22 protein-coding genes and 2 pseudogenes are annotated in these 26,222 nt (G+C 38.2%); 10 read left to right on the top strand and 14 right to left on the bottom strand.

All coding sequences use genetic code 11. The annotated features are described in order from the left end of the window. Positions 1-605 precede the first annotated feature (605 nt). From F6K15_RS23330 to F6K15_RS23320, 4 genes are all read right to left on the bottom strand, one after another. Positions 606-3,347 (bottom strand): phycobilisome rod-core linker polypeptide, encoded by a 2,742-nt coding sequence (locus F6K15_RS23330; RefSeq protein ID WP_293064993.1) that lies wholly within the window; start codon positions 3,345-3,347, stop codon positions 606-608. Positions 3,348-4,833: 1,486 nt separating this feature from the next. After that, positions 4,834-4,992: an HNH endonuclease gene (locus F6K15_RS38555; RefSeq protein WP_363268551.1), complete on the bottom strand. Its 159-nt coding sequence runs from the start codon at positions 4,990-4,992 to the stop codon at positions 4,834-4,836. A gap of 224 nt (positions 4,993-5,216) precedes the next feature. Continuing rightward, positions 5,217-5,537, bottom strand: coding sequence for a DUF262 domain-containing protein (locus F6K15_RS23325; RefSeq protein ID WP_293064990.1), 321 nt, complete (start codon positions 5,535-5,537; stop codon positions 5,217-5,219). A gap of 232 nt (positions 5,538-5,769) precedes the next feature. Continuing rightward, positions 5,770-5,958 (bottom strand): hypothetical protein, encoded by a 189-nt coding sequence (locus tag F6K15_RS23320; RefSeq protein ID WP_293064987.1) that lies wholly within the window; start codon positions 5,956-5,958, stop codon positions 5,770-5,772. A gap of 461 nt (positions 5,959-6,419) precedes the next feature. Here F6K15_RS23320 and F6K15_RS23315 point away from each other — a divergent pair, with 461 nt between their 5' ends. The 9 genes from F6K15_RS23315 (at position 6,420) to F6K15_RS23275 (ending at position 14,957) form a co-directional block, all read left to right on the top strand. Beyond that, positions 6,420-7,616: a bifunctional 2-polyprenyl-6-hydroxyphenol methylase/3-demethylubiquinol 3-O-methyltransferase UbiG gene (locus tag F6K15_RS23315; protein ID WP_293064984.1), complete on the top strand. Its 1,197-nt coding sequence runs from the start codon at positions 6,420-6,422 to the stop codon at positions 7,614-7,616. 365 nt (positions 7,617-7,981) lie between these two features. Further along, positions 7,982-8,425, top strand: coding sequence for an ATP synthase subunit I (locus F6K15_RS23310; protein ID WP_293064982.1), 444 nt, complete (start codon positions 7,982-7,984; stop codon positions 8,423-8,425). 66 nt (positions 8,426-8,491) lie between these two features. Continuing rightward, positions 8,492-9,241, top strand: coding sequence for a F0F1 ATP synthase subunit A (atpB, locus tag F6K15_RS23305; RefSeq protein WP_375339679.1), 750 nt, complete (start codon positions 8,492-8,494; stop codon positions 9,239-9,241). 346 nt (positions 9,242-9,587) lie between these two features. Then, positions 9,588-9,833 carry an ATP synthase F0 subunit C gene (gene atpE / locus F6K15_RS23300; RefSeq protein ID WP_011611801.1) on the top strand — a complete coding sequence of 82 codons (246 nt, stop codon included), beginning with the start codon at positions 9,588-9,590 and terminating at the stop codon, positions 9,831-9,833. 329 nt (positions 9,834-10,162) lie between these two features. Continuing rightward, a complete protein-coding gene (locus F6K15_RS23295) occupies positions 10,163-10,648 on the top strand; it encodes a F0F1 ATP synthase subunit B' (protein WP_293064964.1) in 486 nt (161 codons plus the stop codon). Between the two features lie 91 nt (positions 10,649-10,739). Beyond that, positions 10,740-11,273: a F0F1 ATP synthase subunit B gene (locus F6K15_RS23290; protein WP_293064961.1), complete on the top strand. Its 534-nt coding sequence runs from the start codon at positions 10,740-10,742 to the stop codon at positions 11,271-11,273. Continuing rightward, the gene (gene atpH, locus F6K15_RS23285; protein WP_293064958.1) at positions 11,270-11,815 is read left to right on the top strand and encodes an ATP synthase F1 subunit delta; all 546 of its coding nucleotides are present in this window, start codon (positions 11,270-11,272) and stop codon (positions 11,813-11,815) included. Before F6K15_RS23290 ends, atpH begins: the two co-directional genes overlap by 4 nt. Before the next feature lie 170 nt (positions 11,816-11,985). Further along, positions 11,986-13,503 carry a F0F1 ATP synthase subunit alpha gene (atpA, locus tag F6K15_RS23280; protein ID WP_293064955.1) on the top strand — a complete coding sequence of 506 codons (1,518 nt, stop codon included), beginning with the start codon at positions 11,986-11,988 and terminating at the stop codon, positions 13,501-13,503. Between the two features lie 506 nt (positions 13,504-14,009). Then, the gene (locus F6K15_RS23275) at positions 14,010-14,957 is read left to right on the top strand and encodes a F0F1 ATP synthase subunit gamma (protein WP_293064952.1); all 948 of its coding nucleotides are present in this window, start codon (positions 14,010-14,012) and stop codon (positions 14,955-14,957) included. 855 nt (positions 14,958-15,812) lie between these two features. Here F6K15_RS23275 and F6K15_RS23270 read toward each other — a convergent pair. Then, positions 15,813-16,384, bottom strand: a pseudogene (locus F6K15_RS23270) (IS481 family transposase); the annotation flags it as partial. A gap of 224 nt (positions 16,385-16,608) precedes the next feature. Next, positions 16,609-16,791 (bottom strand): hypothetical protein, encoded by a 183-nt coding sequence (locus F6K15_RS23265; protein ID WP_363268543.1) that lies wholly within the window; start codon positions 16,789-16,791, stop codon positions 16,609-16,611. A gap of 77 nt (positions 16,792-16,868) precedes the next feature. Between F6K15_RS23265 and F6K15_RS23260 the strand changes: the two genes are divergently transcribed. Further along, positions 16,869-17,750 carry a shikimate dehydrogenase gene (locus F6K15_RS23260; RefSeq protein ID WP_293064950.1) on the top strand — a complete coding sequence of 294 codons (882 nt, stop codon included), beginning with the start codon at positions 16,869-16,871 and terminating at the stop codon, positions 17,748-17,750. A 315-nt stretch (positions 17,751-18,065) separates the two neighbouring features. Here the strand turns inward: F6K15_RS23260 and F6K15_RS23255 are convergent. The 8 genes and pseudogenes from F6K15_RS23255 to F6K15_RS23220 form a co-directional block, all read right to left on the bottom strand. After that, a pseudogene (locus tag F6K15_RS23255) lies at positions 18,066-18,569 on the bottom strand (RNA-guided endonuclease InsQ/TnpB family protein); the annotation flags it as partial. 19 nt (positions 18,570-18,588) lie between these two features. Beyond that, positions 18,589-18,891: a hypothetical protein gene (locus F6K15_RS23250; protein WP_293064948.1), complete on the bottom strand. Its 303-nt coding sequence runs from the start codon at positions 18,889-18,891 to the stop codon at positions 18,589-18,591. 29 nt (positions 18,892-18,920) lie between these two features. Then, complete coding sequence (locus F6K15_RS23245) at positions 18,921-20,030, bottom strand: D-alanine--D-alanine ligase (protein WP_293064945.1); 1,110 nt, start codon at positions 20,028-20,030, stop codon at positions 18,921-18,923. A 570-nt stretch (positions 20,031-20,600) separates the two neighbouring features. Beyond that, positions 20,601-20,798 (bottom strand): hypothetical protein, encoded by a 198-nt coding sequence (locus F6K15_RS23240; protein WP_293064942.1) that lies wholly within the window; start codon positions 20,796-20,798, stop codon positions 20,601-20,603. A 63-nt stretch (positions 20,799-20,861) separates the two neighbouring features. After that, positions 20,862-21,233, bottom strand: coding sequence for a hypothetical protein (locus F6K15_RS23235; RefSeq protein WP_293064939.1), 372 nt, complete (start codon positions 21,231-21,233; stop codon positions 20,862-20,864). A 390-nt stretch (positions 21,234-21,623) separates the two neighbouring features. Then, positions 21,624-23,060 (bottom strand): sodium/proline symporter, encoded by a 1,437-nt coding sequence (locus F6K15_RS23230; protein WP_293064936.1) that lies wholly within the window; start codon positions 23,058-23,060, stop codon positions 21,624-21,626. Positions 23,061-23,175: 115 nt separating this feature from the next. After that, positions 23,176-24,609 (bottom strand): sodium/proline symporter, encoded by a 1,434-nt coding sequence (locus tag F6K15_RS23225; protein ID WP_293064933.1) that lies wholly within the window; start codon positions 24,607-24,609, stop codon positions 23,176-23,178. 204 nt (positions 24,610-24,813) lie between these two features. Further along, positions 24,814-26,178 (bottom strand): ATP-grasp domain-containing protein, encoded by a 1,365-nt coding sequence (locus F6K15_RS23220; RefSeq protein ID WP_293064931.1) that lies wholly within the window; start codon positions 26,176-26,178, stop codon positions 24,814-24,816. Positions 26,179-26,222: the final 44 nt, after the last annotated feature.

Below are 26,222 nucleotides of genomic sequence, written 5' to 3'. Positions count from 1 at the left end.
ACTTGCAAATAAAATAAAAAGTCGCCCTACAAGGGCGAGGCTTTAAACCCAATTTTTCGGTAAATGCTACTTTAGCACTTGCTGGTAATGGGACTTACACAAAATTAACCCTGAAAATAGGCTCAAATATATATGGGCAGAGGCTTTTACGTCAAAAAGGTATAAATCCTGAATTACCAAGGTTTCTAGCCATTTCTAAGACATCGACGTAATTCCCTTGACTAGACTGACTTTGAAGCATTTGTTCTACCAAAAAAATGTCTAAGTACCAGTAATAGTTAGTAGAGAATAATTTAACGTATTGCAAAATCTGACTTAGCAGGTTTTAGCAATACCTTATTACCTGCTTCTCTAAATATTATTTCCCTTTTTTTCTTCCTTTTTGCCTGTTCCCTCTTCCCTCTTTCTTCTGCTATTAAACCTTCCTAAATACGATCAAAAATCCCCTGCTATAAAAATCTATAGCAGAGGATAAATGCAATTTAAAAAGCGTTTCCTGGTGGAATGCTGTGCAAACAGCAGTTCAGTAGTCAGCTTTGTAGATAGCTAATTCCATGCACTACCTTTTGAGGCTGATAACTGAGGCGCTAATAGCTGATAGCTAGTTAACTGCGGTCAGCTATAGCTACAGGTTCAAAACTAGGTATAACCAAATCATCATTTTGCTTAGTTAACTGGTTATACAGTCTTTCAGTATTCGGGAAATTAGCAGCAGGAAGAGTCGGGAAGCGACGATAAGGAACAGTATCCTCCCCAAACATCTCAATATACTCAGCACTATTTACCATAGCGTTGATAAAACCTTTAATTCCCAAAGTCGCCAGAATCTGATTATACTTACGAATCTCAACTTGATTGCGAGGAGCGCGTCCTAAGAAATGTTTAGTACCAAGTTCAATTACCTTAGTATTAGGATAGGGTGTATAAAACTCCTTAACATAAAGTTTAGAACAACCTAACCCTTCAATAAATTCCTTGAGGTTGATTTCATCATTCCCTAACTTACTTTCTAAGGAAGAGAACTCACTCTTAACAACGTAAGGATCGATATCGCGTTCAAAAATCTGACGATAAGCAGCAGCAATAATCAATTTCACCTGTTGCTTATCTTGGGTACTTGTCAACTTAAATACCTTAGACTGCTCTCGTTGCTTGTTAACACCTTGAAGAACTCGGAACTGAATATCAGGTTCGCTACGAACTTCCTCAGGAGTACCCAACTCCACGAATCTTGGCGTAACTTCTTTCTGTACAAGTAGATTCTTGTCAGCAATACTACCAACCCTAGTATTTCGCAATGACAAACCACCAGGAGTCAGATAACGTTCATAAGGAATCGTATCTTCTCCAAAAGATTCATTGTATTCTTGACTATCAATAATCGCATCTACTAAAGTATAGAAACCTTTCTTAGCACAAATATCGAAGTAAGAATTAATTTCCTTACGTCCATAAGTCGGACGACCTAACAACCTTCGGTGAATATACTCAATTGCCTTGCACACATACAAGGAACTCCAGTACATATTACGGAAAGTATCAGACTTCGCCAAAGCACGAATGAACTCGCGAACAGTAATATCGCCGTTTTCAAGTCTGTTCTCAGCACTCTTTAGACGCTGACCATCATAAACATCACGACCAAAGACCTGACGATAAGCAGCAGTAATGATCTTTTGAGTAGAACTTTCAGAGAACTTGATACTAGCACCGTTGCTACCACCAGAGTTACTGAAACCACTACTAACATAACCTCCAGGCAGTTGGTCAAGTTTGAAAACCTTTGGACCAAGAGAACCAGGATTTTTAGCTCTTGCACCAGGATTACTAATTTGGCTATCAATACCAGCACCCTGACGAATTAGAATCCGGCGAGTATCTTTGCCAAAAGGTGCAGGACGATTTTTGGGACTACGGGTTTCTTTCGGGAAGATTGCCCCAAACTGGATTTCTAATGAGTCATTACCTCTACCATAAACGTGTTGATCTGGCAAGGGCTGATTGTAGTCAGCAAATAAGGTAACAAATTGAGGTACTTTTCGGAAAGGGGCACTGTAGTTAAACAGATCGATTTGTGGTCCCCAGTTACGACATTCCTGAGCCTCTTGACCTAGACCACGGAGATATGGTACTGTCTCTTCGCCAAAATAATCGGAGTATTCTTGAGAGTCCACCATGGCATCTACCAAAGCTGACAAACCACCTTTGGTAACAATGTTAAAGTATTTGCTGAACTCTTGGGGTGAACTCAAACCCCTACCCAGAAAGTGACGAGCTGCCAATTCCACAACACGACTATTGACAAAACCTTCATAAAACTGTTTCCGGTACAAAGGAGATTTACCCAAACGACGGATAAACTCTTTCATGGAGATTTCACAATTTTTGGCTTGAGATTCCAGGTAGGAAATATTCAGACTATAAGCTCGGAAAATATCCCTCTCAAATACTTGGCGATAAGCAGCTTTAATAACATCCTGTTTCTCGAAGTTAGACAAACCAGGTTTCATCACAAATTTTTGTCGCTTTTCAGCAGCATTAAAGTAAATTTGTGGTAGTTGTAAACCTTGTTGGTCTGAACTTTGGCCCCGGCGTTGCTTACTAGAGGGTGTTGAACCACGGAACTCAGTCAAAAGGACATCAAAGTATTGAGCAACAATTTCTTTTGCTTCCTGGTCTTGAAAATACTTAATCGAAGCTTGTCGCATCTGTTGGATAGCTACAATTGTAGCTGCAGAGGAACAGGCATTCTCAATTATTTCTCTTAAACCACGAACGTTGACTGAGATAATATTAGGGTCTCCCGCCACAATAGCGTAAGTAATATAGCGTAAGAACCAGGATAAATCCCGCAAGGATTTGGTCATATTAACTGGACCATACCGAGACACACTAATTGGCCTAAAGCCGGCAGGTACAGGGCCAGCACTACTAGCTCCTAAATTAGTGAACAGCGAGCGTATACCCTGCAATGGGTTGTTTCCTTTCTTGTTCTCTACATAAGTAACAGTACCTAGCTTCATGCCTTCAGAAACTGCTGTTGTTGCAGCCGGAACAGCACTCATGGCCATTTCTTGATCATCTGGCTTTTCTAAAAAGGCTAAAGGCGAACCACCAGTAAAAATAGTATTGGCAGCAACAGAAACAATTCTTTCTGAATTATTAGTCAGTATTTGAGCAATTTCTAAACGTTTTGCTCCTGAACTAAAAAAAGTTGCCAGTTCATTTAGTTCTCCTTTTCCTAAAAAGCGGTCTTGTTGTTCCGCTTGAGAAATAGTTGATACTGGTAAAGTTTGATATAGTTGCGGACGTGCAACTGAGCTTCCACCACTTGCTTTGACAGTCATTCGATTATTATTGCTCCCTATTTTGAAGTTTTTACAGCTTCTATTCAGACTGTTCGCTTGAATTTTTATGACATTTCCCGGATACTTTCTTTAGTTAGTAAGTATGGGTTTTTATGAGGTTGCAATGAAAATTTCTCCTACTATAAAAGCTGTTTTACACACAGGAGAAAATATTTTTTACTGTCTGTGCTTGTTTACTTTCATCAGCAACTTAATTGATATTTGAGGCGATGCCCCACCTCAAATTTTATGGCTCATTTAGCCTGCTTTCTATGGTTTATTCTGGATTATTGCTGAAAGCATAGTTGTTTTTTATTAACACCACACTTGCTGAATTTACACAGATAAACTACTGTAGCTTTACATCAAAATTTTCCTTTGAGATGTTTCTTACATCAGCATTAAAAACTTATACCTTATTTTTGCAGATATTCTAACAGACAGAACATCTTTAAAAACTAGGCTTAATTTATATTAAGTATTGCCTAGCCCAATGTACCTGCTTTATTTCTAATCCTGGCTTGGTTATTTAACCTGAGGTTTTGTAACACTAACCCGATAGAAATATTGAGGCAAAATAAAGTAGGTATTTTTGCTATTTTTACTTTCTAGCTTTTCCTTACTTTGTTTCAAAGGTAAAATATTTTGGGCTAACTACCCGCGTTTGTTAAAAACCTTACAGAATTTTATTTTATAGATTTATGGTCATTTATCTTAGAAAAAATAATAATTTTTGTTAAGTAACTTTTGCTCCGAGGGTTTTAGTCAAAAGTCAATACTTAACAGCCAAAAGTTATATAAGTCTTTTTTAATCATTTTTTAATCGGATTTAGACAAAGGCGCTATCTTAATACCAATTTTATGTAAAGCTGCACAGAATTAGGTATTAGGTGGTAGGTTTTAGGTCTTAGGTGTTAAGTGCCACAGAATTATGAAATTTATTAACTTGTCTGTCTCAATCTACAGTCAACTCTGATAAAAATATTATTCTACACAACTTAGAGATGAATTTATTATTAAAACTATAGCGCTACATATATATAGGTTTTGGGCATGGTTGTGAAAAAACTAATAAGTAGCAGTTCAACAATTAATAATTAGGGTTTGTTGAAAAAGTCTTATGGGTGAGGGTAGGAGTCAGGAGTCAGGATAAATGGGAATTATAGAGGAGATAGGAGGAAGAATCGTCCCTTAATTTTTCTGCGCAACTATGAGCCTAAAATGCTAATTTTTTGAACCTAAGCAACCGAAAAGCTTGGATTTTTTTTAACTAAAAAATGCTAAAAACTTTATATGTTAATGCTTTTAGATTTAATCAACAAACCCTAATTACCTCTGATATCAAGTCCCCAGTATTGTCAGGTAAGAATCAGAAATAAGGAAGATAAAAGAAGGCTTAAAAAATTGAAAAAACTTAAATTTCCTGTAGATATTCACCTCTGGGTTTACACAAACGATCAAGTGCGGACATGATATTATATGATGCTTAAAATAAAAATAAGTATGATTTTTTATACTTTAACTTATTACTTTTTTTACTATTACAAGAAATACAAAGAAGTTGCAGATTATCCCAAGTTGTTAAACCACCTTTGCTGAAAGGATAAATATGGTCAGCCTTAAGTTCTTTATCTAATTTTAAGATGGGTTGGATTCTCCAATAAATTTTTCTATAGCATCAGTAAAATTATCCCAAGGGTTAGATAGCCCTTGTTTTTTAGCTATTTCAACCATTCTCTGAAATGGCTTATGACGATCTTCATCATTTTCACTATCCTCATCATTTATAGTAGTATAATTTTTGTGAATACCGACTAATCTAATGAAAGTAACTGATTTAGATTCACTATAGTAAGCTAACCTAATATCTTAACCAGAAAGAGGTGTTCCACCTTCATTTATTCTTCTGAAGATTTCCAGTTTGGTTTCTAATTTTAAATCTTTGGGAAGATAAATAATAGTCAAAGGATAATTTAAGAATATTTTTTGTAGCTTTTTATCTAACTCCTTAAATTTTTTACCACTGTATAAGATTGATTGAGGTGCTATATAAGAAACCTTATCATTAGCATTCATAGTCAAATCATTGTTATAAAATTTATAGATAGTACTAAGACGTTGTTGACCATCGACTACCTCATCATTCAAGTCTTCACCTTCACAAAAAAAGAAAGCTGGTACATTCAACAATTAATAATTAATAATTAATAATTAATAATTAATTATTACAAACGGATAGGATTGACTCAAAGGAAATTTTTTTCTCTCTTGGTCGATTAGATATGGTTAGGAAACCCATCCATCCCACCCTACGGGAAAGCTGCGAAGAGAGAACTCCGTTCCGCTGTCGCGTTTCTCGTCAGCGTTGCGAAGCAAACGACCGCTTGTTTCTCCACAGCGAGTGAGAGGCTTTAAACCTTAATTATTCGGTAAGATTATTTAGTAAAGATTCTATAAATAGAGATTGTTTACGATAATCCCATTGTTCAGAATCTCTTTGATAATCAGGAATATATACCTCTCCATCATCCAATTTGCCCACAATAGTTCTGATACTTTCATTTTGAGCTTTTGTCGTGTATTGTACTAGAGGCGAGAAAGAATTTGTCATATTATTTATAACTTTAAATATTAGGAATTGACGCAATTATTGTATCTTTGTAATAAAAAAAATCAAAAATAATTTGTCATATTATTTATAACTTTATATTAGGAATTGACGCAATTATTGTATCTTTGTAATAAAAAAAATCAAGATGAAAACGGCAACACTAACAATAATTTGCAAATTTATCAATTTAAGAAATTACATATACTAATCCTATTTCACTTATCAGTTATCAGTTATCAGTACCTCTGCAATAAGGAAGCTACGAAAATACAGAATTCTCTGATTTTTCGGTAAAAATATCTTTTAATTTAGGCAATAGGGAATACCGTATCTGGGAATACTGGTAAAAGTCTCATAATTTTTATCTATCCTTAGATTTTTTGACAAATTATTTGGGATTGCTATATATAGCACTATAATTTTTAGCAAATATATTTAGTAACTATTAAACCCAAAACAAAATGAAGGATAAATTAGATATTAGTTCTGCTGTAGAGGGACTGTACGATACTTTTCCATTTCCCCCAGACCCTTTAGTAGATGAAGCACCACCCGGATATAACTGGCGCTGGAGTTGGCCAGTAGCTTACAGTTTTTGCACTGGTCAAACACCCCAAAAACAAAATATTAGGATTTTAGATGCAGGTTGTGGCACTGGTTCTAGTACAGATTATTTAGTTCATCTTAATCCTCAAGCATCTGTAGTTGGAATTGATTTAAGTAGTGGAGCTTTACAAGTGGCCAAGGAACGGTGTAGTCGTTCGGGAGCTTCACGAGTAGAATTTCATCATCTCAGCATATATGATGTAGGCCAAATAGAAGGAGAGTTTAACTTTATTAATTGTGTAGGAGTGCTGCATCATTTACCCGATCCAATTAGAGGTATTCAAAATCTGGCTTTGAAATTAGCTCCTGGTGGAATTATGCACATCTTTGTTTATGCAGAGTTGGGTCGCTGGGAAATTAGACTCATGCAACAGGCGATCGCTATCCTTCAAGGTAATGAACGTGGCAACTATCAAGATGGAGTGAAAATCGGACGTCAACTTTTTGCTTCTCTACCAGAAAATAACCGTCTTGTCAAATATGAACAGGAAAGATGGGCTTTTGAAAATAAAAGAGATGAGTGTTTTGCAGATATGTATGTCCATCCCCAAGAGATTGATTATAATATCGATACTCTATTTGAGTTAATAGAAGCATCTGGTTTAGAGTTTCTGGGATTTTCTAATCGTGAATACTGGAATATAGAGAGACTGGTCGGAAAATCTTCCGAGTTGCTCGATAGAGTTGTTGGTTTGGATGAGCAAGAACGTTATCGTTTAATTGAATTATTAGACCCCCAGATTAGTCATTATGAGTTTTTCTTGAGTAGGCCACCTTTGCCCAGGATTAATTGGTCTGACGATCGCCTTCTCTTAGCAGCAACACCTAAATTAAGTCCTTGTATTCAGGGATGGCCGAGCGAGAATATATTTGATGGAGATTATAAATTGGTAAATTTGTCAAGGGAAGAATATGAATTTCTACAAGCTTGTGATACTAACTCTAACAGCCAATCTCCATCCACAGTAGGAGAAATATTAGCTAATGTACCAGTAGGATTAGAAATTGTGCGATCGCTTCAGTCCAGACTTTTGATTCTACTTACCGAATAATTAAGAATTAAAGCCTCTTCCTTATAGGAGAAAAAAGTGGTCGAGGGATGGCGAGGTATTAATTAGCCATAATAAAAATCTTTTCCCCGATCAATTTCTCCCTGTTCCCTATTCCTTCAATTTTTTATTGTGGGTATTCAAAGAAACATGATATTATATCTTGTTCTGAATAATTAGTGATAAAAAACTTTCTTCTTCTCTTCCTTCTTTTTTCCTCCTGACTCCTGACTCCTGAGTCCTGACTCCTCAGACTTATGGCCTCTAAATTTTAACTTTTGACTTCTGGGTATGCTTGCTCCAACATGGTATGATGACTCTTGGCATATAGAAAAAGCCTACCACTTGTGATTAGTATCTAAATTTTTGTGAATACATCTGATACATCACCAGAAACCATAACTGTTGACGATAGTAATACTCCAGAAGTTGAAACTGCAGCGGCAGAACCAAACACTTCAATGCAAGAGTATTACAAACTGCAGCAGGAATTATATGTAATCACCTTGACAATTACAGGTATAATATTTATCTTTGTCTGGGTTTTTTACTCCCTAAACATTGCTCTTAATTATTTGATAGGAGCAACTACAAGTGTGGTTTACTTAAGAATGTTAGCTAAAGAAGTTGAGAGTATTGGCGGGGATAAAAGAAGTGTAGGTAAAACCAGACTAGCAATATTTGTCGGGCTAATAATATTAGCAACTCAGTTAAATCAGCTCAAAATTTTGCCGATTTTCCTAGGGTTTCTGACTTACAAAGCAGCACTAATAATACATGTACTGCGAACCACTTTGATGCCAAACTCATAGCAATTCAAGCTAATTCTAATTGTTGAAAAATCCACTTGATATAAATCGGGAAGCCTGAGAATCAAAATGCTAGATATTTTGCATACTATTAACTATTTACCTCTGGCTGAACTAGAAGTTGGCCAGCATTTTTACTGGGAGCTAGGCAGCCTCAAAATACATGGGCAAATTTTACTCACATCCTGGTTTGTAATTGCCTTGATAGTCTTGGCTGCCTTAACAGCAACACTAAATGTGCAGCGAATTCCTAGTGGGATGCAAAATTTCATGGAGTACATCCTAGAATTTATACGCAGCCTAACAAAAGACCAAATTGGTGAAAAAGATTATCGGCCTTGGGTGCCATTTGTTGGTACTTTGTTCCTATTTATATTTGTGTCAAATTGGTCAGGAGCGCTAGTACCATGGAAAGTAATAGAACTACCTGCGGGAGAACTAGCTGCCCCCACAAGTGACATTAATACAACAGTGGCATTGGCACTACTGACTTCCATAGCATATTTTTATGCAGGTATCAGCAAAAAAGGCTTAGGATATTTTGCGGGCTATGCTGAACCAGTACCATTTATGGTCCCCTTTAAGATCATAGAAGATTTTACCAAGCCTTTGTCCCTAAGCTTCCGTTTATTTGGTAATATTCTTGCTGATGAATTGGTTGTGGGAGTGCTAGTTCTGCTAGTACCTCTATTTATTCCTCTACCACTAATGGTTTTGGGTCTATTTTTAAGTGCTATTCAGGCACTAATTTTTGCAACCCTAGCTGCTAACTACATCGGAGAAGCGTTAGAAGAACACGGCGCAGAACATCACGATTAAGAGTTAGTTAAGTAGTAGAAAAAAAATTTGCTTAAAAGTAACTCAAAGTCTGGTATTCTAGGCAGTGAATGGGATGAATTCTCGCCAGATTCACGGAAACTGGAAATGGTAGAGCAATAAGTCCCCCAAAACAACAAAACAAGTAAACTTCAGAGTTGACGAGTGATGTGAGATAAAAGCATGAAACTTGAACTTATTGAGTTTCGGATTTCACTTCAACCATCACATCAGTTCATCGAAAAAAGTGACAATTGTGTATGTAGTTGATTACGCAACAGTGTAATCAATATAGTTCTAGTTAATCGTCAAGTTTGTACTTTAGGTTAAAAAAGGAAAGAAAATTATTATGGATCCATTGATTGCTGCTGCTTCCGTCGTTGCTGCTGCCTTAGCTGTAGGTTTAGGTGCGATTGGTCCTGGAATTGGTCAAGGAAATGCAGCAGGTCAAGCTGTAGAAGGTATTGCCCGTCAACCAGAAGCAGAAGGAAAAATTCGAGGCACATTATTGTTAAGTTTGGCATTTATGGAAGCTTTAACAATTTACGGTTTGGTGGTATCACTGGTGTTGCTATTTGCCAACCCCTTTGCATAAACAACCCTCATTATAGAAAATAGGGATTTTAGATTTTTGATTTTGGAGATCGAAAATCTAAAATCTTTAAAAAGCATTCAGCAGTTCAGCAATTAGCAGTCAGCTTTGCGCATTTGCAGAGCATTCTGAACGGAAAGGGGATTTAAAGCAACCCCTAAAATTAAGCGAAAAGCTAGAAGTCGGGGATGTTTTACCCAAGCTTTTTCTGGCGGAATGCTACGCAAACAGATACCTAAATTATATGGGCAAATTTTTAGGCTGATAGCTGATAGCTGATGGCTAGTTAAACCCAACCTAAACTATTGGGAACCACCTAAAAATTAGAGAAAATGATAAATTGGACAATATTACTAGCCGTTGAAGAAGTAGCAGAAAAGGGTGGTTTGTTTGACATTAACGCAACTCTACCCTTAATGGCAATTCAGTTTCTGATTCTGGCTTTTGTCTTGGATAAAATTTTTTACAAACCACTGGGTAAAGCTATAGATTCTCGTGCAGATTATATCCGCGACAATCAAATAAAAGCAGAAGAGGGTTTGGCAAAGACCAAAAAATTAGCTGAACAATACGAGCAAGACCTAGCAGAAACTCGTAAAAAATCTCAAGCAATTATTACTGAAGCTCAAGCAGCAGCTCAGAAAATAGTAGCCGAAAAAGTGGCTAAAGCTCAACAAGAAGCACAAGCCAAAAGAGAACAAGCAGCTCAAGAAATAGAACAGCAAAAGCAAGCAGCTTTGCAACAGTTAGAAGAACAGGTAGACTCTTTGAGCCGCCAAATTCTAGAAAAACTATTAGGACCAGAATTGGTCAGATAGCCAAAGAAAATTCCAGGTTGAAAAGTTGAGCTATTGATCGTAAAACTCAGCATACAACAAGATAATTTAAGGCTAACTATCACAGGATATCATGGTAAATGTTTTATGGCTAGCCACAGAAGCTAGCGCAGAAGAAGGTTTTGGTCTAAACCTGGATATTTTAGACACTAACCTAATTAATTTAGGAATTTTGATTGTAGTTTTAATTTATTTTGGGCGAGGCTTTATAGGGAAAATTCTTAGTGAAAGACGCGCCACTATTGAACAAGCAATCAAAGAAGCAGAAAAACGTCAACAAGAAGCAGCATCAGCTCTAGAAGCTCAACAACAAAAGTTGGCTCAAGCTCAAGTAGAGGCCAAAAAAATTCTAGCCACTGCTGAAACAAGAGCACAGGAAGTCAAGCAAAAAATTGAGCAACAGGCAGAACAAGATATTGAGCGGATGAAAGCTACTGCTAGCCAAGAGATGGACTCTGAAAGAGATAAAGCAATTGCCCAACTGCGCTCAATTGTAGCATCTAAAGCATTGGCACAAGTAGAATCTCGCCTCAAAGAAACTTTAGATGAGAATTCCCAGCAACAATTAATAGATCGTAGTCTGGGGTTATTAGGAGGTCAATCATGACTGTAATTGCTGGTGAAATTGTAGAACCCTACGCAGCAGCTCTAATGTCCTTGGCTAAATCAAAAGACCTTGCCGAGAGGTTTGGGGAAGATATACGTTCCCTGATTAATATTATGGATGAATCCCCAGAATTGAAGCAATTTATGGGAAATCCAATTATTAAACCAGAAGACAAAAAAGCAGTACTGCAACGCATGATGGGCGATGAAGTCAATCCCTATATGCGTAATTTTTTAAAGCTGCTAGTTGATAGAGGTCGGATTATTTTTCTAGAAGAGATAGGGAAAAAATACCTAGCACTATTGCGAGAACTAAATCAAACTGTTCTAGCAGAAGTGACCTCCACAGTAGAATTAAACGAAGACCAAAAAAATACAGTCCGCGAACGAGTCAAATCAATGACTGATGCAAGGGATGTAGATATTGAAACCAAAATCGACCCCAGCTTACTCGGTGGTGTCATTATCAAAATAGGCTCTCAGATAATTGACTCTAGTCTGCAAGGACAACTACGCCGAATTGGGAATAGCCTCAAATCTTGAAGAAGGCAGAAGGCAGAAGGTGTAATTGCATGGGGATAGTCAACGACCGGCCACTCCGTGTCTTATAACCCCAAGCAATTTTAAGCACCGCAAGTGACGGTGGGGTATTAAACCCGCAAAAGATAACTCACTCATTTTTTGTAATAAAGACTGGACAATAAAAAAGAAAAATGGTATCAATCAGACCTGACGAAATTAGCCAAATTATTCGCGACCAAATAGAACAGTACGACCAAGATGTCAAAGTATCTAACGTTGGTACTGTTCTACAAGTGGGTGACGGTATTGCCAGGATTTATGGCCTAGATAAGGTAATGGCAGGAGAACTGGTAGAGTTCTCAGATGGCACAGTAGGCATTGCCCAAAACCTAGAAGAAGACAACGTCGGTGCAGTATTGATGGGCGAAGGCCGGGAAATTCAAGAAGGATCTGCTGTAACTGCCACAGGTAGAATTGCCCAGGTTCCAGTTGGAGATGCCATGATTGGCCGGGTGATTGATGGTCTCGGTAGGCCGATCGATGGTAAGGGAGATATTGCAACTACTGATAGCCGTTTGATTGAATCTCCAGCTCCAGGAATTATCGATCGCCGTTCTGTTTGTGAACCTATGCAAACAGGTATCACGGCGATCGACTCCATGATCCCCATCGGTAGAGGCCAACGGGAATTGATTATCGGTGACAGACAAACAGGTAAAACAGCGATCGCCATCGATACTATCATTAACCAGAAAGGCGAAGATGTTATCTGTGTATATGTGGCTATCGGTCAAAAAGCTTCTACTGTAGTTCAGGTAGTAAGTACCCTTGAAGAAAAAGGTGCAATGGATTACACCGTTGTAGTAGCTGCTAATGCCAGTGACCCTGCAACTCTCCAATACTTGGCTCCTTATACTGGTGCAACTATTGCTGAATACTTTATGTATAATGGCAAAGCAACTCTGGTAATCTATGATGACCTTTCCAAGCAAGCTCAAGCTTATCGCCAGGTATCTTTGCTACTGCGTCGTCCACCAGGTCGTGAAGCATATCCAGGAGATGTATTCTATCTCCACTCCCGTCTCCTAGAAAGAGCTGCTAAACTCAATGATAACTTAGGTGGAGGCAGTATGACTGCTCTACCAATTATTGAAACTCAAGCTGGTGACGTTTCGGCCTACATTCCTACCAACGTTATCTCTATTACCGACGGTCAAATCTTCCTCTCCAGTGACTTATTTAACGCAGGTTTCCGCCCAGCAGTAAACGCAGGTGTTTCCGTGTCTAGGGTGGGTTCGGCCGCTCAGACCAAGGCAATGAAAAAAGTTGCTGGTAAAATTAAGCTAGAGCTAGCACAGTTTGCTGAATTAGAAGCGTTCTCTCAATTTGCTTCAGACTTGGATAAAGCTACCCAAAACCAACTGGCAAGAGGTCAGCGCTTGCGGGAGATTTTGAAACAACCTCAAAACTCACCTCGCTCTCTTCCCGAACAAGTAGCAGTGATTTATTCTGGTATTAATGGTTACTTGGATGATATTCCTCTTGAGAAGGTGACTAAATTTATTTCTGGTTTACTAGATTACTTGAACAACAGTAAGCCCAAGTTCGGTGAAATTATCAACACTGAAAGAGTACTCACTGATGATGCTCAAACTGTCTTAAAAGAAGGCATTACTGAGTATAAGCAAACATTCTTGGTATCTGCTTAGTAAATTAGTTACTTTCTAGGTATTAACATTTAGTGGTTAGTTGTTAATGCTCAAAAGCAACTAGCCACTAATTATTAGTTATTAATACTTAACTATCAAAAATGGAGCTTTGAGGACTTCCGGTATAATCTCCGATTTACCGGGAGATGAATCGCGACCAAACAAACAATAAGCACTCCATTGAGATAGAATGGTGTCACTGCGACCTTTGCAGATCGTGGTTCAACAAATTGACGCTCGTTGGCGTACTGTCGGGGGTTGTTTTCAATCTAGATAAGTGCCACTCAAGCAGTAAACCTAAATCGTGAGGTTTGGGAATCTCCCGTTATAATCGCTCTTATTTAACGGGAGAGGATGTCAAACTACCTAACTTTGAAGACTAATTCGCACTTAATTTATAGGCCAATCTCTATAGACTTATAGAAAATAGACTTATAGAAAAAAAGGGTTGAGAGTTCCCTTCTTCTTTCTTCATTGTTACTTGTTACTCCTTCCTATACAAAATTATGCCTAATTTAAAAGCTATTCGCGATCGCATCAATTCGGTCAAAAACACTAAAAAAATTACAGAAGCAATGCGCCTAGTGGCTGCGGCCAAAGTACGTCGTGCCCAGGAACAAGTGATTAAAACTCGGCCTTTTGCCGACCGCCTTGCTCAAGTTTTATATGGACTTGCCGAACGTTTACAATTTGAAAGTGTAGATTTACCCCTACTAAAACAAAGGGAAGTTAAAACAGTAGGGTTATTAGTCATTTCTGGAAATCGTGGTTTATGTGGTAGCTATAACAGCAGCATCATTAAACGCGCAGAAACCAGAGCTAGTGAACTCACTGAGCAAGGAGTTGATTATAAATATTTATTGATTGGACGTAAAGCGATTCAATATTTCCAACGTCGGGAAGCTCCAATTTTAAACACTTATGATAATCCTGAAAAAATTCCGACAGCTGATGATGCTTCAGCAGTTACTGATGAAGTACTTGCTGATTTTCTCTCAGGAACAGTAGATAGAGTAGAGTTAGTTTATACCAAATTTATTTCACTAATTAGCTCTCAACCTGTGATTCAAACTCTCTTACCTCTCGATCCTCAAGGTTTAGAAGTTCAAGATGATGAAATCTTCCGTTTAACTACTAAAGGTGGTCACTTTGAAGTATCACGGGATAAAGTAACAGCACCTACTAAAAGCTTTCCCCGCGATATGATTTTTGAGCAAGACCCAACTCAAATTTTAGAAGCTCTCTTGCCATTATTTTTAACTAACCAGTTATTGAGGGCGTGGCAAGAATCATCTGCTAGTGAGTTAGCATCTCGGATGACAGCAATGAGTAATGCTAGTGATAATGCTAGTGAATTAGTTGGTACATTAACTCTTTCTTATAACAAAGCTCGGCAAGCTGCTATTACTCAAGAAATTCTGGAAGTTGTGGGTGGTGCTAGTGCTTTAGAGTAATAGGCTACTTTGGAAAATTATTTATATTGTTAATACGTCTGGGATGACTCAGGCGTATTTTTTTTCTTATTTATTCAGAGGAGGGAAAAGGCAGCAGCAGTGCTACTCCGCAGGGTACGACAAACTTATTTTGCTGACTGACCGAAAAATTGGGTTTCAAGCCTCGCCCATAAGCGGGCGACTTTTTAGTTGATTTTTGTCTGTAGATATGTCATCATATTGTTAGTTGTAACGGCTTGCAAACAAAAACACCTCGGCTCGCAAACAAGGCAATTTTTCCTACGGAATGCTCCGCAAACAGCTCACATTAACTGCAAATAAAAACACCCTTCGGCTCACATTATCTGCAAACAAGCTCACATTAATTGCAAACAGCTTGCAAACAAGATTTTCAGCTCACATTAATTGCAAATAGGCTGTAAGCTTTTTGATGCCTAGATTACAGGCTTTAAAAAATATAATGTCTCAACTGCGAAGACAAATGTTAACAGCAACCCTCAGTCCACAAGGGCAGAGTAGTACTAATACTCTGTTCACAACATAAATTCTGAGTTGAAAAAGTATGTATTTTATATACTTTTATTACAGCAACTATTAAAAGAATTTATTCTCTGATTTACTTAAAATATTTAAAGCTTTATGTGCAGCGTCTTCTGCACGAAGTGAAGTAACTTTTTGATACCGTTGCGAGAAAATCAGCAATAGCTCGTTTGGCTGCTATGATATTTGGAAATGTCAGCTCCTGAAAGGGGTCTGGATCGACAAATGGCTGCACTGGCAGTTCAAGAATCTCTGTGAAATTGGGAAAATTGATGATACCATTGACGTTACTAGAATTGGAAAGAGATAATTGCTTGGCTAAGGCTTCTATTCGGTCTGCCCTTTTTTGAGTGCGTGTTTTTTTGAGGTTACGGTAACGATGTAAAGGGATAGGACCACTGATAGGAGAGTAAGGTCCGTAGCGTTTGTCAGTATGTTCCACATACAGTTCATTGTCAAATAGTCCCCACCAAAAGGTGACTGTCTCTCCGGCTAAGTCTGAGTCTACTTCATAAGCAACTCCATCAATACTGACACGAGCATCAATACCAACTTTACGACGTTCGGGTTCGCGAGCAAAGGTACAAAAACGTTCCCAACTACACATTTGACGTATGTTTTCTGGGGGTAGGTTAGCTAACCAGTCTTCTATTCTAGAGTGAGGTTCGTTGCGGTGAGGTTGACTGTTGTAGTAGTGGAGAAATTGCATTAAACCTACATTAGCTTCTTTTTCAGTTTCTGGTTCCTTCAGATGGTAAAGGGTTTCGTGCATTTCTTTGACGCTGCGGAATGGTCTTTCTACTTTTCATGCATGAGCGGGCGGTGACTCGTCTTCCGTCTTTTCCTTCAGGAAGATGAGTAACAACTTCAACGCCTAAGCAACTCATTTTGAAATACTTGAGACGGACGTGGAGGCAAGCGTAACCCACCCCCATCCCCTCCCGGGAGGGGAGCAAGAGGGGTGGGTGCAGCAGCCAATGTTAGCGGAGCTTTGCGGAGCGCAAAACGTCAACCCGCCGAGGAGCTTAGGCTCGGTAGGAATCTCCGTACCTTTTAGGCCGGGGGGGGATGTCAAATGAATCATGGTTGGCTTCTGTCGCTGTCGATGGCACTACATACCTTTAGGACCTCTAGTCCCTGGTATAACAACAGGCATTTGGCCATAAAGAGGAATTTGCCAAAATCCCTTGTGTTTATAAGCGCCTTTGATTCTACCTTGAGAAAGTAAAACTCTGACGCGTTGACAACAAATACCTAATAAAAAAGCTGCTTCTCTAGTTCCAATAATAGTCATTTTTACTATAGCACTATAGTTTTTGTTGTTTAATTTCTATAAAATAAATTATAGCAATTTTTACTTATATTTCCCAAATGATTACAGGTAAAACAAAATTATTAGGAGTCATTGGCTATCCCGTTGAACATTCTTTGTCTCCAGTAATGCACAATGCTGCAATTAAAGCAATAAATAATCAACAAAACTTAATAGATTATGTTTACCTACCTTTTCCAATTAAACCAGAAAATTTAAAAACAGCTATTGCTGGGTTTTCTGCTATTGGCATTCAGGGTTTTAATATTACTATTCCCCACAAACAAACAATATTACCACTTTTGTCAAAAGTTTCAGACCTTGCTCAAGCAGTGGGGGCAGTTAATACTGTTTATCAAACAGATAAGGGATGGGAGGGGACAAATACAGATGTGGAAGGATTTCTTTCTCCACTAAAAACTTATAATTGGGATTGGCATCAAAAGGTAGCATTGATTTTAGGTAATGGTGGTGCATCTCGCGCAGTAGTGGCTGGTTGTGCTCAATTGGGTTGTGCAGAAATTCATGTTATTGGTCGGTCTCAAGAAAAGTTAGCTGCTTTTAGGCAAAGTTGGATTAATTCTCCTTTACCAGTAAATCTAAAAATACATAAGTGGGATGAAATGTCAAGATTAGTTTCACAGGCAGATTTGCTAGTGAATACTACTCCGATTGGAATGTATCCTAATATCGAGCAGTCTCCAGTAGATGAGAAAGTGTTCAATCTATTATCACCAGGAGCAATAGTCTATGATTTAATCTATATTCCCAACCCTACTAAATTTCTTCAACAAGCTCTGGTTAGAGGAGCGATCGCTATTGATGGATTAGAAATGTTGGTTCAACAAGGGGCTACTGCCTTGGAATTATGGTTACAAAAGTCTGTCCCAGTTGATATTATGCGCCATTCTCTACGCCAACATTTAGGCTTTAACGATTAGACCTGTAATATCATGTCCAGTTGAATACTTATTATATAGTTTTTGGAGATGGGGAGATGGGGAGATGGGGAGATGGGAGATGGGGAGATGGGGAGATGGGGAGATTGAAGTGTGGATAGAATTATAAACATAATACTGTATAACCGGATTCCATATTAGAGTGGGATAGAACTCCGTTCCGCGCTCCGCGTTTCCAGTCCTTAATGGTATGCTTTCCATGTTGAACAGTTTTTTACTGTTTTGATTCTCTTTCATATAAGAGCTTTGACATCCTCCCGACGCTGACCTGACGGTACAGCGCGGGATTCCCATCCATCACTCGAACAGACTAAGCTGAACAAATGACTCAGGGCGGGTTGACACATCATTGGAATCTGCTGGCTTGCCAGTCTGAGGCTTCCTCCGTGTCCGTTTAATCGTCTCCGAGTGCCCCTCGGCGACTTGATTGAAAAGTGATAGTTGTACAGGATTCTCCTGTTTAACAGTTTCTTCAACTTTGGTTATCGGTTGAGTTACTGTTTCTGCAACAGAAGTATTAAGAATATTTACAGCAGCATTAATATCTCTATCATGGAAAGTGCCACAGTTTAAGCAAGTCCACTCCCTAATATTTAACTCTTTCTTCCCACCTTTAAACCCACAACAACTACATTTTTGAGAAGTGGGTTCCCATCTGTTTATGACTCTAAATTCTCTACTATATTTCTCGCACTTAGCCTCAGTTAAAGTCCTAAATTTTCTCCAACCTAAATCACTAATTGCCTTGGCTAATTTGCGGTTTTTAACCATACCGGAAACATTTAAGTCTTCTAATATAATTGTGTCTAACTTTGTCTAATTATTTTAATACTGTTGATAGCCCCTCTTGCCAATCATACATTTCTGCGTTGTTCCAATAGGTTTTGATAATATAGTACACATCCAAAAATGATAAATTAGTACCATCTTCAAATGCTACATCCAAAGCTCTATATTTGCGATCGCCTGAAATCAATTTTTCTCGACAACTTTGCACCAACGTTATTAAAAATACGATCAAAAATACTAACCAACTCCGGCTCTTTCTTTGATGGTTAGCAACAAACCATGCTTCAATACAAGTACCCCATGTAGGGACGTTGCATACAACGTCCCTAGCCACTCCGCTGCTCAATAAAATGATAAATGGTACTATACCTTTGCTACTTGGTCTGATTTGCTGTACTTAAACAACGAACCACAAGCTACACGAGTCCTCCCTGCTGCTACACTCCATAGTTGCAAAGCCACATCTTCTAAATTTTGCCCATCAGCTTGAAGCATCCGGGAAATCATGCCAATTCTACCGAAAGACCAAAACAAACCAGCCTCCAGCAGATATGGTTCGTTGGTTTCAGCATGGACTCGGAAGTCATACAAAGAATAATCGCGACAACCTAAAGCAACATGAGCTTTCTTGGCAGCATCTGCTAGTTTCTCGAATAGTTCTGGTGTGACATTAGCTGGACATACTGGCTTTACTTCTGGTTTCTCAGGTTGTTTTCCAGGGGTTCCGTCTGATTTTAGCTCCAACTTATCATGTACAGTTCTAATAGGGTTTTCCTCCGTCACTAAATACTCTATCATCGGCAAGACGGACAACTTACCTTCATATTCAACCACACCTACACGGAGTTCCCTTCCAGGAATATAATCCTCAACTAACAAAGTCTCGTCTAGTTCAAACCCAACTTTCAATGCTGCCTCTATTTGAGATTCATCCCGCACCAATGTCACACCCAAAGAATTGTCTTCTGAGGTTGGTTTCACGACAAAGGGCGGCTGCATTGTTAATTTATCTCCCTGACGTAATTGTTGTGCTTTGGCAACCCGAACACCTGATGTAGAAACAATATTTCTTGTATGGGCTTTGTTAGTTGCTAATGCTGTGCAATGGGATGGTGAGCCAACTATGGGGATACCAATAATATCCTCAAATAAAGCCCTGAAACTGGTCATTCCAGGAAAGCAGAACATATGGGGAACTACTACGTCAATCTGAGGTAGTCGAGGAATCATATCCTGGAGAGACATCTTTTCCGACAAGGAATCTAAGGATGTTCCTAACTGCCAAAGACTGTCAGGGTGTACCACTGCATAGTAGCTACTGACACCCACTGGTTGTACTACTTCTTTTGCATAGAGTATTGATAAATTGTAGTAAAAGTCAGATACAAGGGAACCTGCTAGGTGCAATACTCGTAACATTGGCATTGTGGTTAAGGATGAAGGTTGAATCTGAGGAATTTTTTCTAATGTCATATTTGTTTCTATTCAATTAGTTAAGGGTTTTTGGGAGGTTTTTACAGCGCTTTTCAGATTGATGAACCACATCGTCATAACCAAAACCCTGTAGGGGCGATTCGCGTAATTAGGAGCATTCCGTAGGAAATCGCCCCTACTGTGGTCTACTAATCATGAAAACCGCTGTAAGTTATAAAGCGACAAGTCTATTAAATATATTACCAAAAGCTGTTAGAACTTTTCTAGGTGGCGTTGCTGAATTGAAGTATGAATGTGCGATTGTTTGGTTCTGGTAAAGCCCCCGCGCATCCCCCGTTCAACAAAAAGCGCAGCAACATCTGGCTTCCCCCGATCCTGCGGGGGACGGGAGGGGGATCAAGGGGGACTTTTAGAGTTTTATTCCCCCCAATTTTGGCTTGCTCGGGGGGCTTGCATCATACCCATAATCAGCAACGCCTTCTCGGTGATGATGAGATGTCATTTAATTCTAGCAAAGCTCTCAACTTTTGCCTTCAAATCGTGATACTTTATTTGTAGCGTCCATCTTTTTTCCTCTTCATAAAACCGATACAAAGTAGTATAATTTTTTTATTGACTCAACTCTCTAGAGTCGATCAAAAAATGAACAATTCCATAAAAAATAAAGCCTGCAGCCATACCGGGAAGAACTTCATAAATAGCGCTAGATAAACCAAGTCCTAAATTCCAGGCAATAGAAACAATAATACCAATAATCATCATAGCGATCGCTACTGGCACACTTGTAGGTTTTTGCCAAACCCGCAATCGAGTTACGATATTATCAGATGGTTGTTACGATCAGCTTGAGTTGATCGTAACCTGTGGCAACTACATACTTTTAACAGTGGAGTTTTTGCCTAATTGGTTGAACTTTTCAGTTAGTTCAGAGACAACCAATGTTTGAATTGTATACATGGTAGACAGCTGTTCTAAAGGGAAACGCTTTATTTCCCAATATCCGTTTAACTGTGAGCCAAAGTTATTAGGGTAAAAGCGTCCCTTAATCCATCCTTCAAATTCTTCTTCAGTCGTTGTCTCAATGCGTATGAACTTCCATGCCATATCACAGACATCATACAAACGAGTCTTAGGATCGGTTGGTTGTGGTTTCATAAAGCCAATCCAGCATTCGGGATTTTCTGTATCAGCCACATGAGCATCATTGTACCCTATCCACGTCCAGACAAAAGCCAAATGCATAACTCGATCTGTAGGATAGTCATCAATAGAGATATTACTGAGTTCTTCTCCTAAAGAATCTATGTCAACATAGAAACGACCGTGCCAAGGTGGCAGCCATATATCACATGGGTATTCCGCTTTACTATATAAAGCATAATCATTTGAGTTTGCAAAAAGCCTCTTTTTTGAGACAGGTAAAAGTCGCTTCCCATTTTCTCCATATTCAAAGCGATTGTCTAAGGTTTCAAATAACTTCTCAATATACTAATGATAAGCTAACATATTTTTGTAGCCTTCAACAGCTTTGTCTATTGTACTTGTGTCTACAAACATTCTTCCTATCTCTATGACAAATTTTAATTGTAATTCTAGCAGAGTTTGGACATAAAATAAGGTAGTATAATTTTTTTATTGACTCAACTCTCTAGAGTCGATCAAAAAATGAACAATTCCATAAACAATAAAGCCTGCAGCCATACCGGGAAGCACTTCATAAATAGCACTAGATAAACCAAGTCCTAAATTCCAGGCTATGGAAACAATAATTCCAATAATCATCATGGCGATCGCTACTGGTAGACTCACTGGCTTTTGCCAAACCCGCAATACCAATAACGGTCCTAAACCACAAGCTAAAACTGACCAAGAGAAAATTACTAAAGCGAATACGTTATTGTCTCCTGTTAGGGCAATTGCTAATACAATAGCTGTGACAACTAACGTAGCAATTTTAGCCATTCTATAAGAATCAGCTATATTAGGAATCAAGTCTTGACTGAGTGCAGCCGAACAAGATAGTATCTGAGAGTCTGCTGTAGAAATCGCTGCGGAAAATAATCCGGCTAACATTAACCCCACCATAACTGCTGGTAACAGTTCCATAGATAGATAAGGTAATGCCAACTCTGGGTCACTGGATGTGATTAAATCTGGTAACAATGCTCTTGCTGTTAACCCAATACCAAAAGCTGTGGCAGAGTTCATTTGACCGCAGACAAATTTGATGTTTCGAGCCAAAGCTACATTCTCTGCAGAGTCAATTGCCATTGCTCGCACTAATATTTGAGGCTGACCGACGGCGCCAAACCCTGCCACTACCCATCCTAAAAAGTAGGGAAAAAATCCCCAAGGTAGATTGGTAGGAATCCAATTTGTGAGTGTGGGGTCAATTGCATTGAGTTTTGTCCAAAGTCCTCCAAAACCACCACATTCTATCAAACCTACTGCACACAAAACCAGCAATGAGCCAATCATCAAAATTGCCTGCACTGAGTCAGTCCAGATAGAAGCACGAATGCCTCCTGAAAAGCAATATATCACTACAATTATAGCTCCAATGATAACTCCTAATTGATAGTTCCAGCCAAATATTGCATTTAGTCCTTTGCTTGCTGCTACCAGTTGAGCGGAGGCATAAGTACCGAGAAAAGCAATAGTAATTAAGGCTGAAATTATTGTAATCCAGCGCCCATTATTTTTGCCTTGCTCTAGATTTTCTTGACCGAGGAATGAGGACACTGTATCTGAATTAGTTTGCTGAGAGACTAATCTCAACTTTTTGAATATCAGCCACCAAGCAATATAGTCTCCTATGGCCCAAGCAACAGGTATCCAAATGGAAGCAACTCCCACTTTGTAAGTAAAGCCAATTACTCCAATAAATAAATACCCACTTTGACCTGTTGCCATTGCTGATAGTGCTGTCAGCCACGGATTAACATTTCTACTTGCTAATAGGTAATCATTTGTTGTGTTTTGTTTTTGGGTTGCGGAGTAAATGCCTACTACTGTAAATAATAGTAAAAAGGCAATAAATGTTATTGCAATCCAAATTTGTCTATCCATAATTAGGTAACATACTGGGCGGAACTCAAAAGTCAAGTCGCTTCGCTACAATTCAAAATTATCAATTATCAATTCAAAATTATTACCTCGCAGCTTCAGCTACCTAATAATTTTATTATTTACTCAAATTTTTAGGCTCAATCAGAAAATTAGCAATTCCATAAACAATAAAACCTGCTACCATACCGGGAAATACTTGATAAATAGCACTTGATAGGTTAAGTCCTAATTTCCAAATAATGGAAACGACTATGCCAATAATCATCATTGTTATTGCCACTGGCACACTTACAGGTTTTTGCCATACCCGCAATACCAACAACGGACCTAAACCGCAAGCTAAAACTGACCAAGAGAAAATTATCACAGCAAATACACTCTTGTTTGTTGTTAGAGCGATCGCTAACACAAGAGCGGTAACAACCAGGGTGGCAATTTTAGCTTTTCGATAAGAGTGAGTAGCACTAGGAACTAAATCTTGACTTAATGCAGCAGAACATGATAATATTTGGGAGTCTGCTGTCGAAATAGCTGCAGAAAAAAGTCCTGCTAACATCAACCCTACCAAAACTGCTGGTAATAATTCTATAGATAAATTCGGTAATGCTAACTCTGGGTCCCCAGATGTCATTAAGTCTGGCAACAATACTCTGGCAGTTAATCCTATACCAAAAGCAGCCAGTGAATTCATTAGACTGCAGACAACTTTTATATTACGAGCTAAGGCTATGTTATCTGGGGAGTCAATTGCCATTCCTCTCACTAATATATGAGGTTGACCAACTACAGCAAACCCTGCCGCCAACCATCCCAAAAAGTAAGGAAAAAATCCCCAAGGTAAATTGGCAGGTATCCAATTTGTTAAGGTGGGGTCAATGGCATTAAGCTTAACCCAAAGTTCTCCAAACCCTCCACAGGCAATTAAACTTACTATAAACAAAACCCACAAAGATACTATCATTAAAACTGCCTGCACGGAGTCAGTCCAGATAGAAGCACGGATACCTCCTGAAAAACAGTAGGCAACCACAATTACAGCTCCAATAATAATCCCTATTTGATAGTTCCAGCCAAATATAGCATTCAATCCTTTGCTTGCTGCTAATAATTGAGCAGAGGCATAAGTGCCTAGAAATACTATGATAATTAATGCTGAAATTATTGTAATCAACCGCCCTTGATTTTTTTGCCCCAGATTTTCTTGACCCAAGAATGAGGAAACTGTCTCTGAGTTTGTTTGCTGAGAAACTAACCTCAATCTTTTGAATACTAACCACCAAGCAATATAGTCTCCTATACGAGGGGCGATGGCGATCCAAATAGAAGCAAATCCAACCTTGTACGTAAAACCAATCGTAGCAATAAATAGATAGCCACTCTGATGTGTTGCCATCGCTGATAATGCTGTCAACCAAGGATTAACATTTCTACTTGCAAGCAGGTAATCAGTTGTTGTGTTTTGTTTTTGGGTTGCGGAGTAAATACCTACTACTGTAAATGACAGCAAAAAGGCAATAAATGTTATCGCAATCCAAATTTGTTTCTCCATTAGTTAGTGGGTTAGCTTTTAGTTTGTTGCTAATGTTATTTGCAAATAAACTTTGTTTTTGCCTCAAAGCAAAGCCGAAAATTAAAGAATATTAAAGCTAGATTTTTTTTCAAAATCTACCTAAATTTAATCCCTAGCTACTGGAAATATTTGTGATTTATTTCTAGAGTTTTTTTTAGTATATTAGAGGATTCTTCACAATATTTATTCTTCTTGCAATTCGACCAGTTTCCCAATACAAAAGTCGATGCTCACCCAGCTTTTTAATTTTCGTAGATTCCCCAACAATAGTAAAGGTATTTGCCAATGGTGTACCATCAAAAATGGTAATGGATCATTCACCTGAAAAATTGCATCTGTTCCAGTAGTAATTCTCTTTATCCAACTTTTTAATTGCCCCAAAGACCTGATTTTTCTCAGTCGCCATAGTTCATGGTAAGTCCAATAAGTAGGTTTACTATTTTGCAGTGGTATTAGTGAAGCTTCATTTTCATTTTTACTATCTTTTAAATAAGTATCTGCTACCCCTGGATGGTCGTGAAATGTGGTAATAGCTGAGTGAGTTCTCGGATTACATTCAATAGGATAAACTCGACCATCTTCTGTTTCAATAAAGTCAAAGGAAATTTGCCCAGTAATATTTAATTCTCGGACAAATTTTTCTACCCACTCATAAATTTGAGGTTTATGAATATGGTGATAATTGACTTGAAATTCTGATGATTCACAACAGCAATACAGTCGAATTTTTCCTTTTCTGACAGTGCTATGGGTACAATATTCTTTGCCTTTCACAAATTCCTGCATAATCCAGGGATTCTCTTCACTAATTGGTAAACTGTTGATAAATTCCTCCATTTTTGATTTGGAATTCATCGGCAGTTTTGTCATATTTAAACGACGCACTGAGTCGTAAGAAATACTTTTGAGAATATATTTACTCCCATCAGTAGCAAAGTCAAAATTGAGAATTTGTTCTGGATCTGTAATCAAAAATGATTTTGGTACAGACAAACCAAAACTTTTAGCTTTTTCAATAAAAGTAAATTTATTATCTAACATTTTAGTAATGTCAGGGTCAAAGTGAAATACTTCACAATGGGGAGATAAAATTGGTTTTACCAAAGATTCATAGTAGCAAACAGCAGCACCCGAGACAGGGATAAATATATCTATCTTTTCTTTCTTGACAATCTCCAGTAATTCCTGGCAATAACCATCCCAATTTTTCTTTGGTGCAGGTACAGTGTAAAAACCTGTAACGGCATTAGAAAACCTATTTCCTGATAACCAATATTTATTAGAATCTAATAGAAAAACTTTGTGTCCTGCTGCATGAAATGAACGGGCAAGTTGCAAAGATTTTGTCATTTTTGCACCCGTAATTAAGACATTTTTCTGGTCTTGAACTACTACTTTTTTTTGAAAATTTTTACCGATAAAATTCCAGATAATTGATGGTATTACTATTAGTAAATTAAAGGGTAAAACAATTAATAATAAAGTAATAGTACCAATATTTTGGCACAGTGCATAAGCGCGCCCTTGAACAAATAGTATGAGTGCCATATTAGTAGTTTGGTAAAGACATTATTTTACATTAGAACTGTTAA

The organism is Okeania sp. SIO2B3, assembly GCF_010672525.1.
GTDB lineage: Bacteria > Cyanobacteriota > Cyanobacteriia > Cyanobacteriales > Microcoleaceae > Okeania.
The sequence above is the reverse complement of the archived record's forward strand: the minus strand, read 5'-3'. Positions and strand labels throughout refer to the sequence as shown.

Coding starts and splice junctions, on each gene's coding strand:
- F6K15_RS23295 (WP_293064964.1), top strand. CDS start 10,163: ATGATAAATTGGACAATATTACTAGCCGTTGAAGAAGTAGCAGAAAAG.
- atpE (WP_011611801.1), top strand. CDS start 9,588: ATGGATCCATTGATTGCTGCTGCTTCCGTCGTTGCTGCTGCCTTAGCT.
- F6K15_RS23275 (WP_293064952.1), top strand. CDS start 14,010: ATGCCTAATTTAAAAGCTATTCGCGATCGCATCAATTCGGTCAAAAAC.
- atpH (WP_293064958.1), top strand. CDS start 11,270: ATGACTGTAATTGCTGGTGAAATTGTAGAACCCTACGCAGCAGCTCTA.
- F6K15_RS23330 (WP_293064993.1), bottom strand. CDS start 3,347: ATGACTGTCAAAGCAAGTGGTGGAAGCTCAGTTGCACGTCCGCAACTA.
- atpB (WP_375339679.1), top strand. CDS start 8,492: ATGCTAGATATTTTGCATACTATTAACTATTTACCTCTGGCTGAACTA.
- F6K15_RS23260 (WP_293064950.1), top strand. CDS start 16,869: ATGATTACAGGTAAAACAAAATTATTAGGAGTCATTGGCTATCCCGTT.
- F6K15_RS23220 (WP_293064931.1), bottom strand. CDS start 26,178: ATGGCACTCATACTATTTGTTCAAGGGCGCGCTTATGCACTGTGCCAA.
- atpA (WP_293064955.1), top strand. CDS start 11,986: ATGGTATCAATCAGACCTGACGAAATTAGCCAAATTATTCGCGACCAA.
- F6K15_RS23230 (WP_293064936.1), bottom strand. CDS start 23,060: ATGGATAGACAAATTTGGATTGCAATAACATTTATTGCCTTTTTACTA.
- F6K15_RS23315 (WP_293064984.1), top strand. CDS start 6,420: ATGAAGGATAAATTAGATATTAGTTCTGCTGTAGAGGGACTGTACGAT.
- F6K15_RS23290 (WP_293064961.1), top strand. CDS start 10,740: ATGGTAAATGTTTTATGGCTAGCCACAGAAGCTAGCGCAGAAGAAGGT.
- F6K15_RS23235 (WP_293064939.1), bottom strand. CDS start 21,233: ATGCATTTGGCTTTTGTCTGGACGTGGATAGGGTACAATGATGCTCAT.
- F6K15_RS23320 (WP_293064987.1), bottom strand. CDS start 5,958: ATGACAAATTCTTTCTCGCCTCTAGTACAATACACGACAAAAGCTCAA.
- F6K15_RS23225 (WP_293064933.1), bottom strand. CDS start 24,609: ATGGAGAAACAAATTTGGATTGCGATAACATTTATTGCCTTTTTGCTG.
- F6K15_RS23265 (WP_363268543.1), bottom strand. CDS start 16,791: ATGACTATTATTGGAACTAGAGAAGCAGCTTTTTTATTAGGTATTTGT.
- F6K15_RS23245 (WP_293064945.1), bottom strand. CDS start 20,030: ATGACATTAGAAAAAATTCCTCAGATTCAACCTTCATCCTTAACCACA.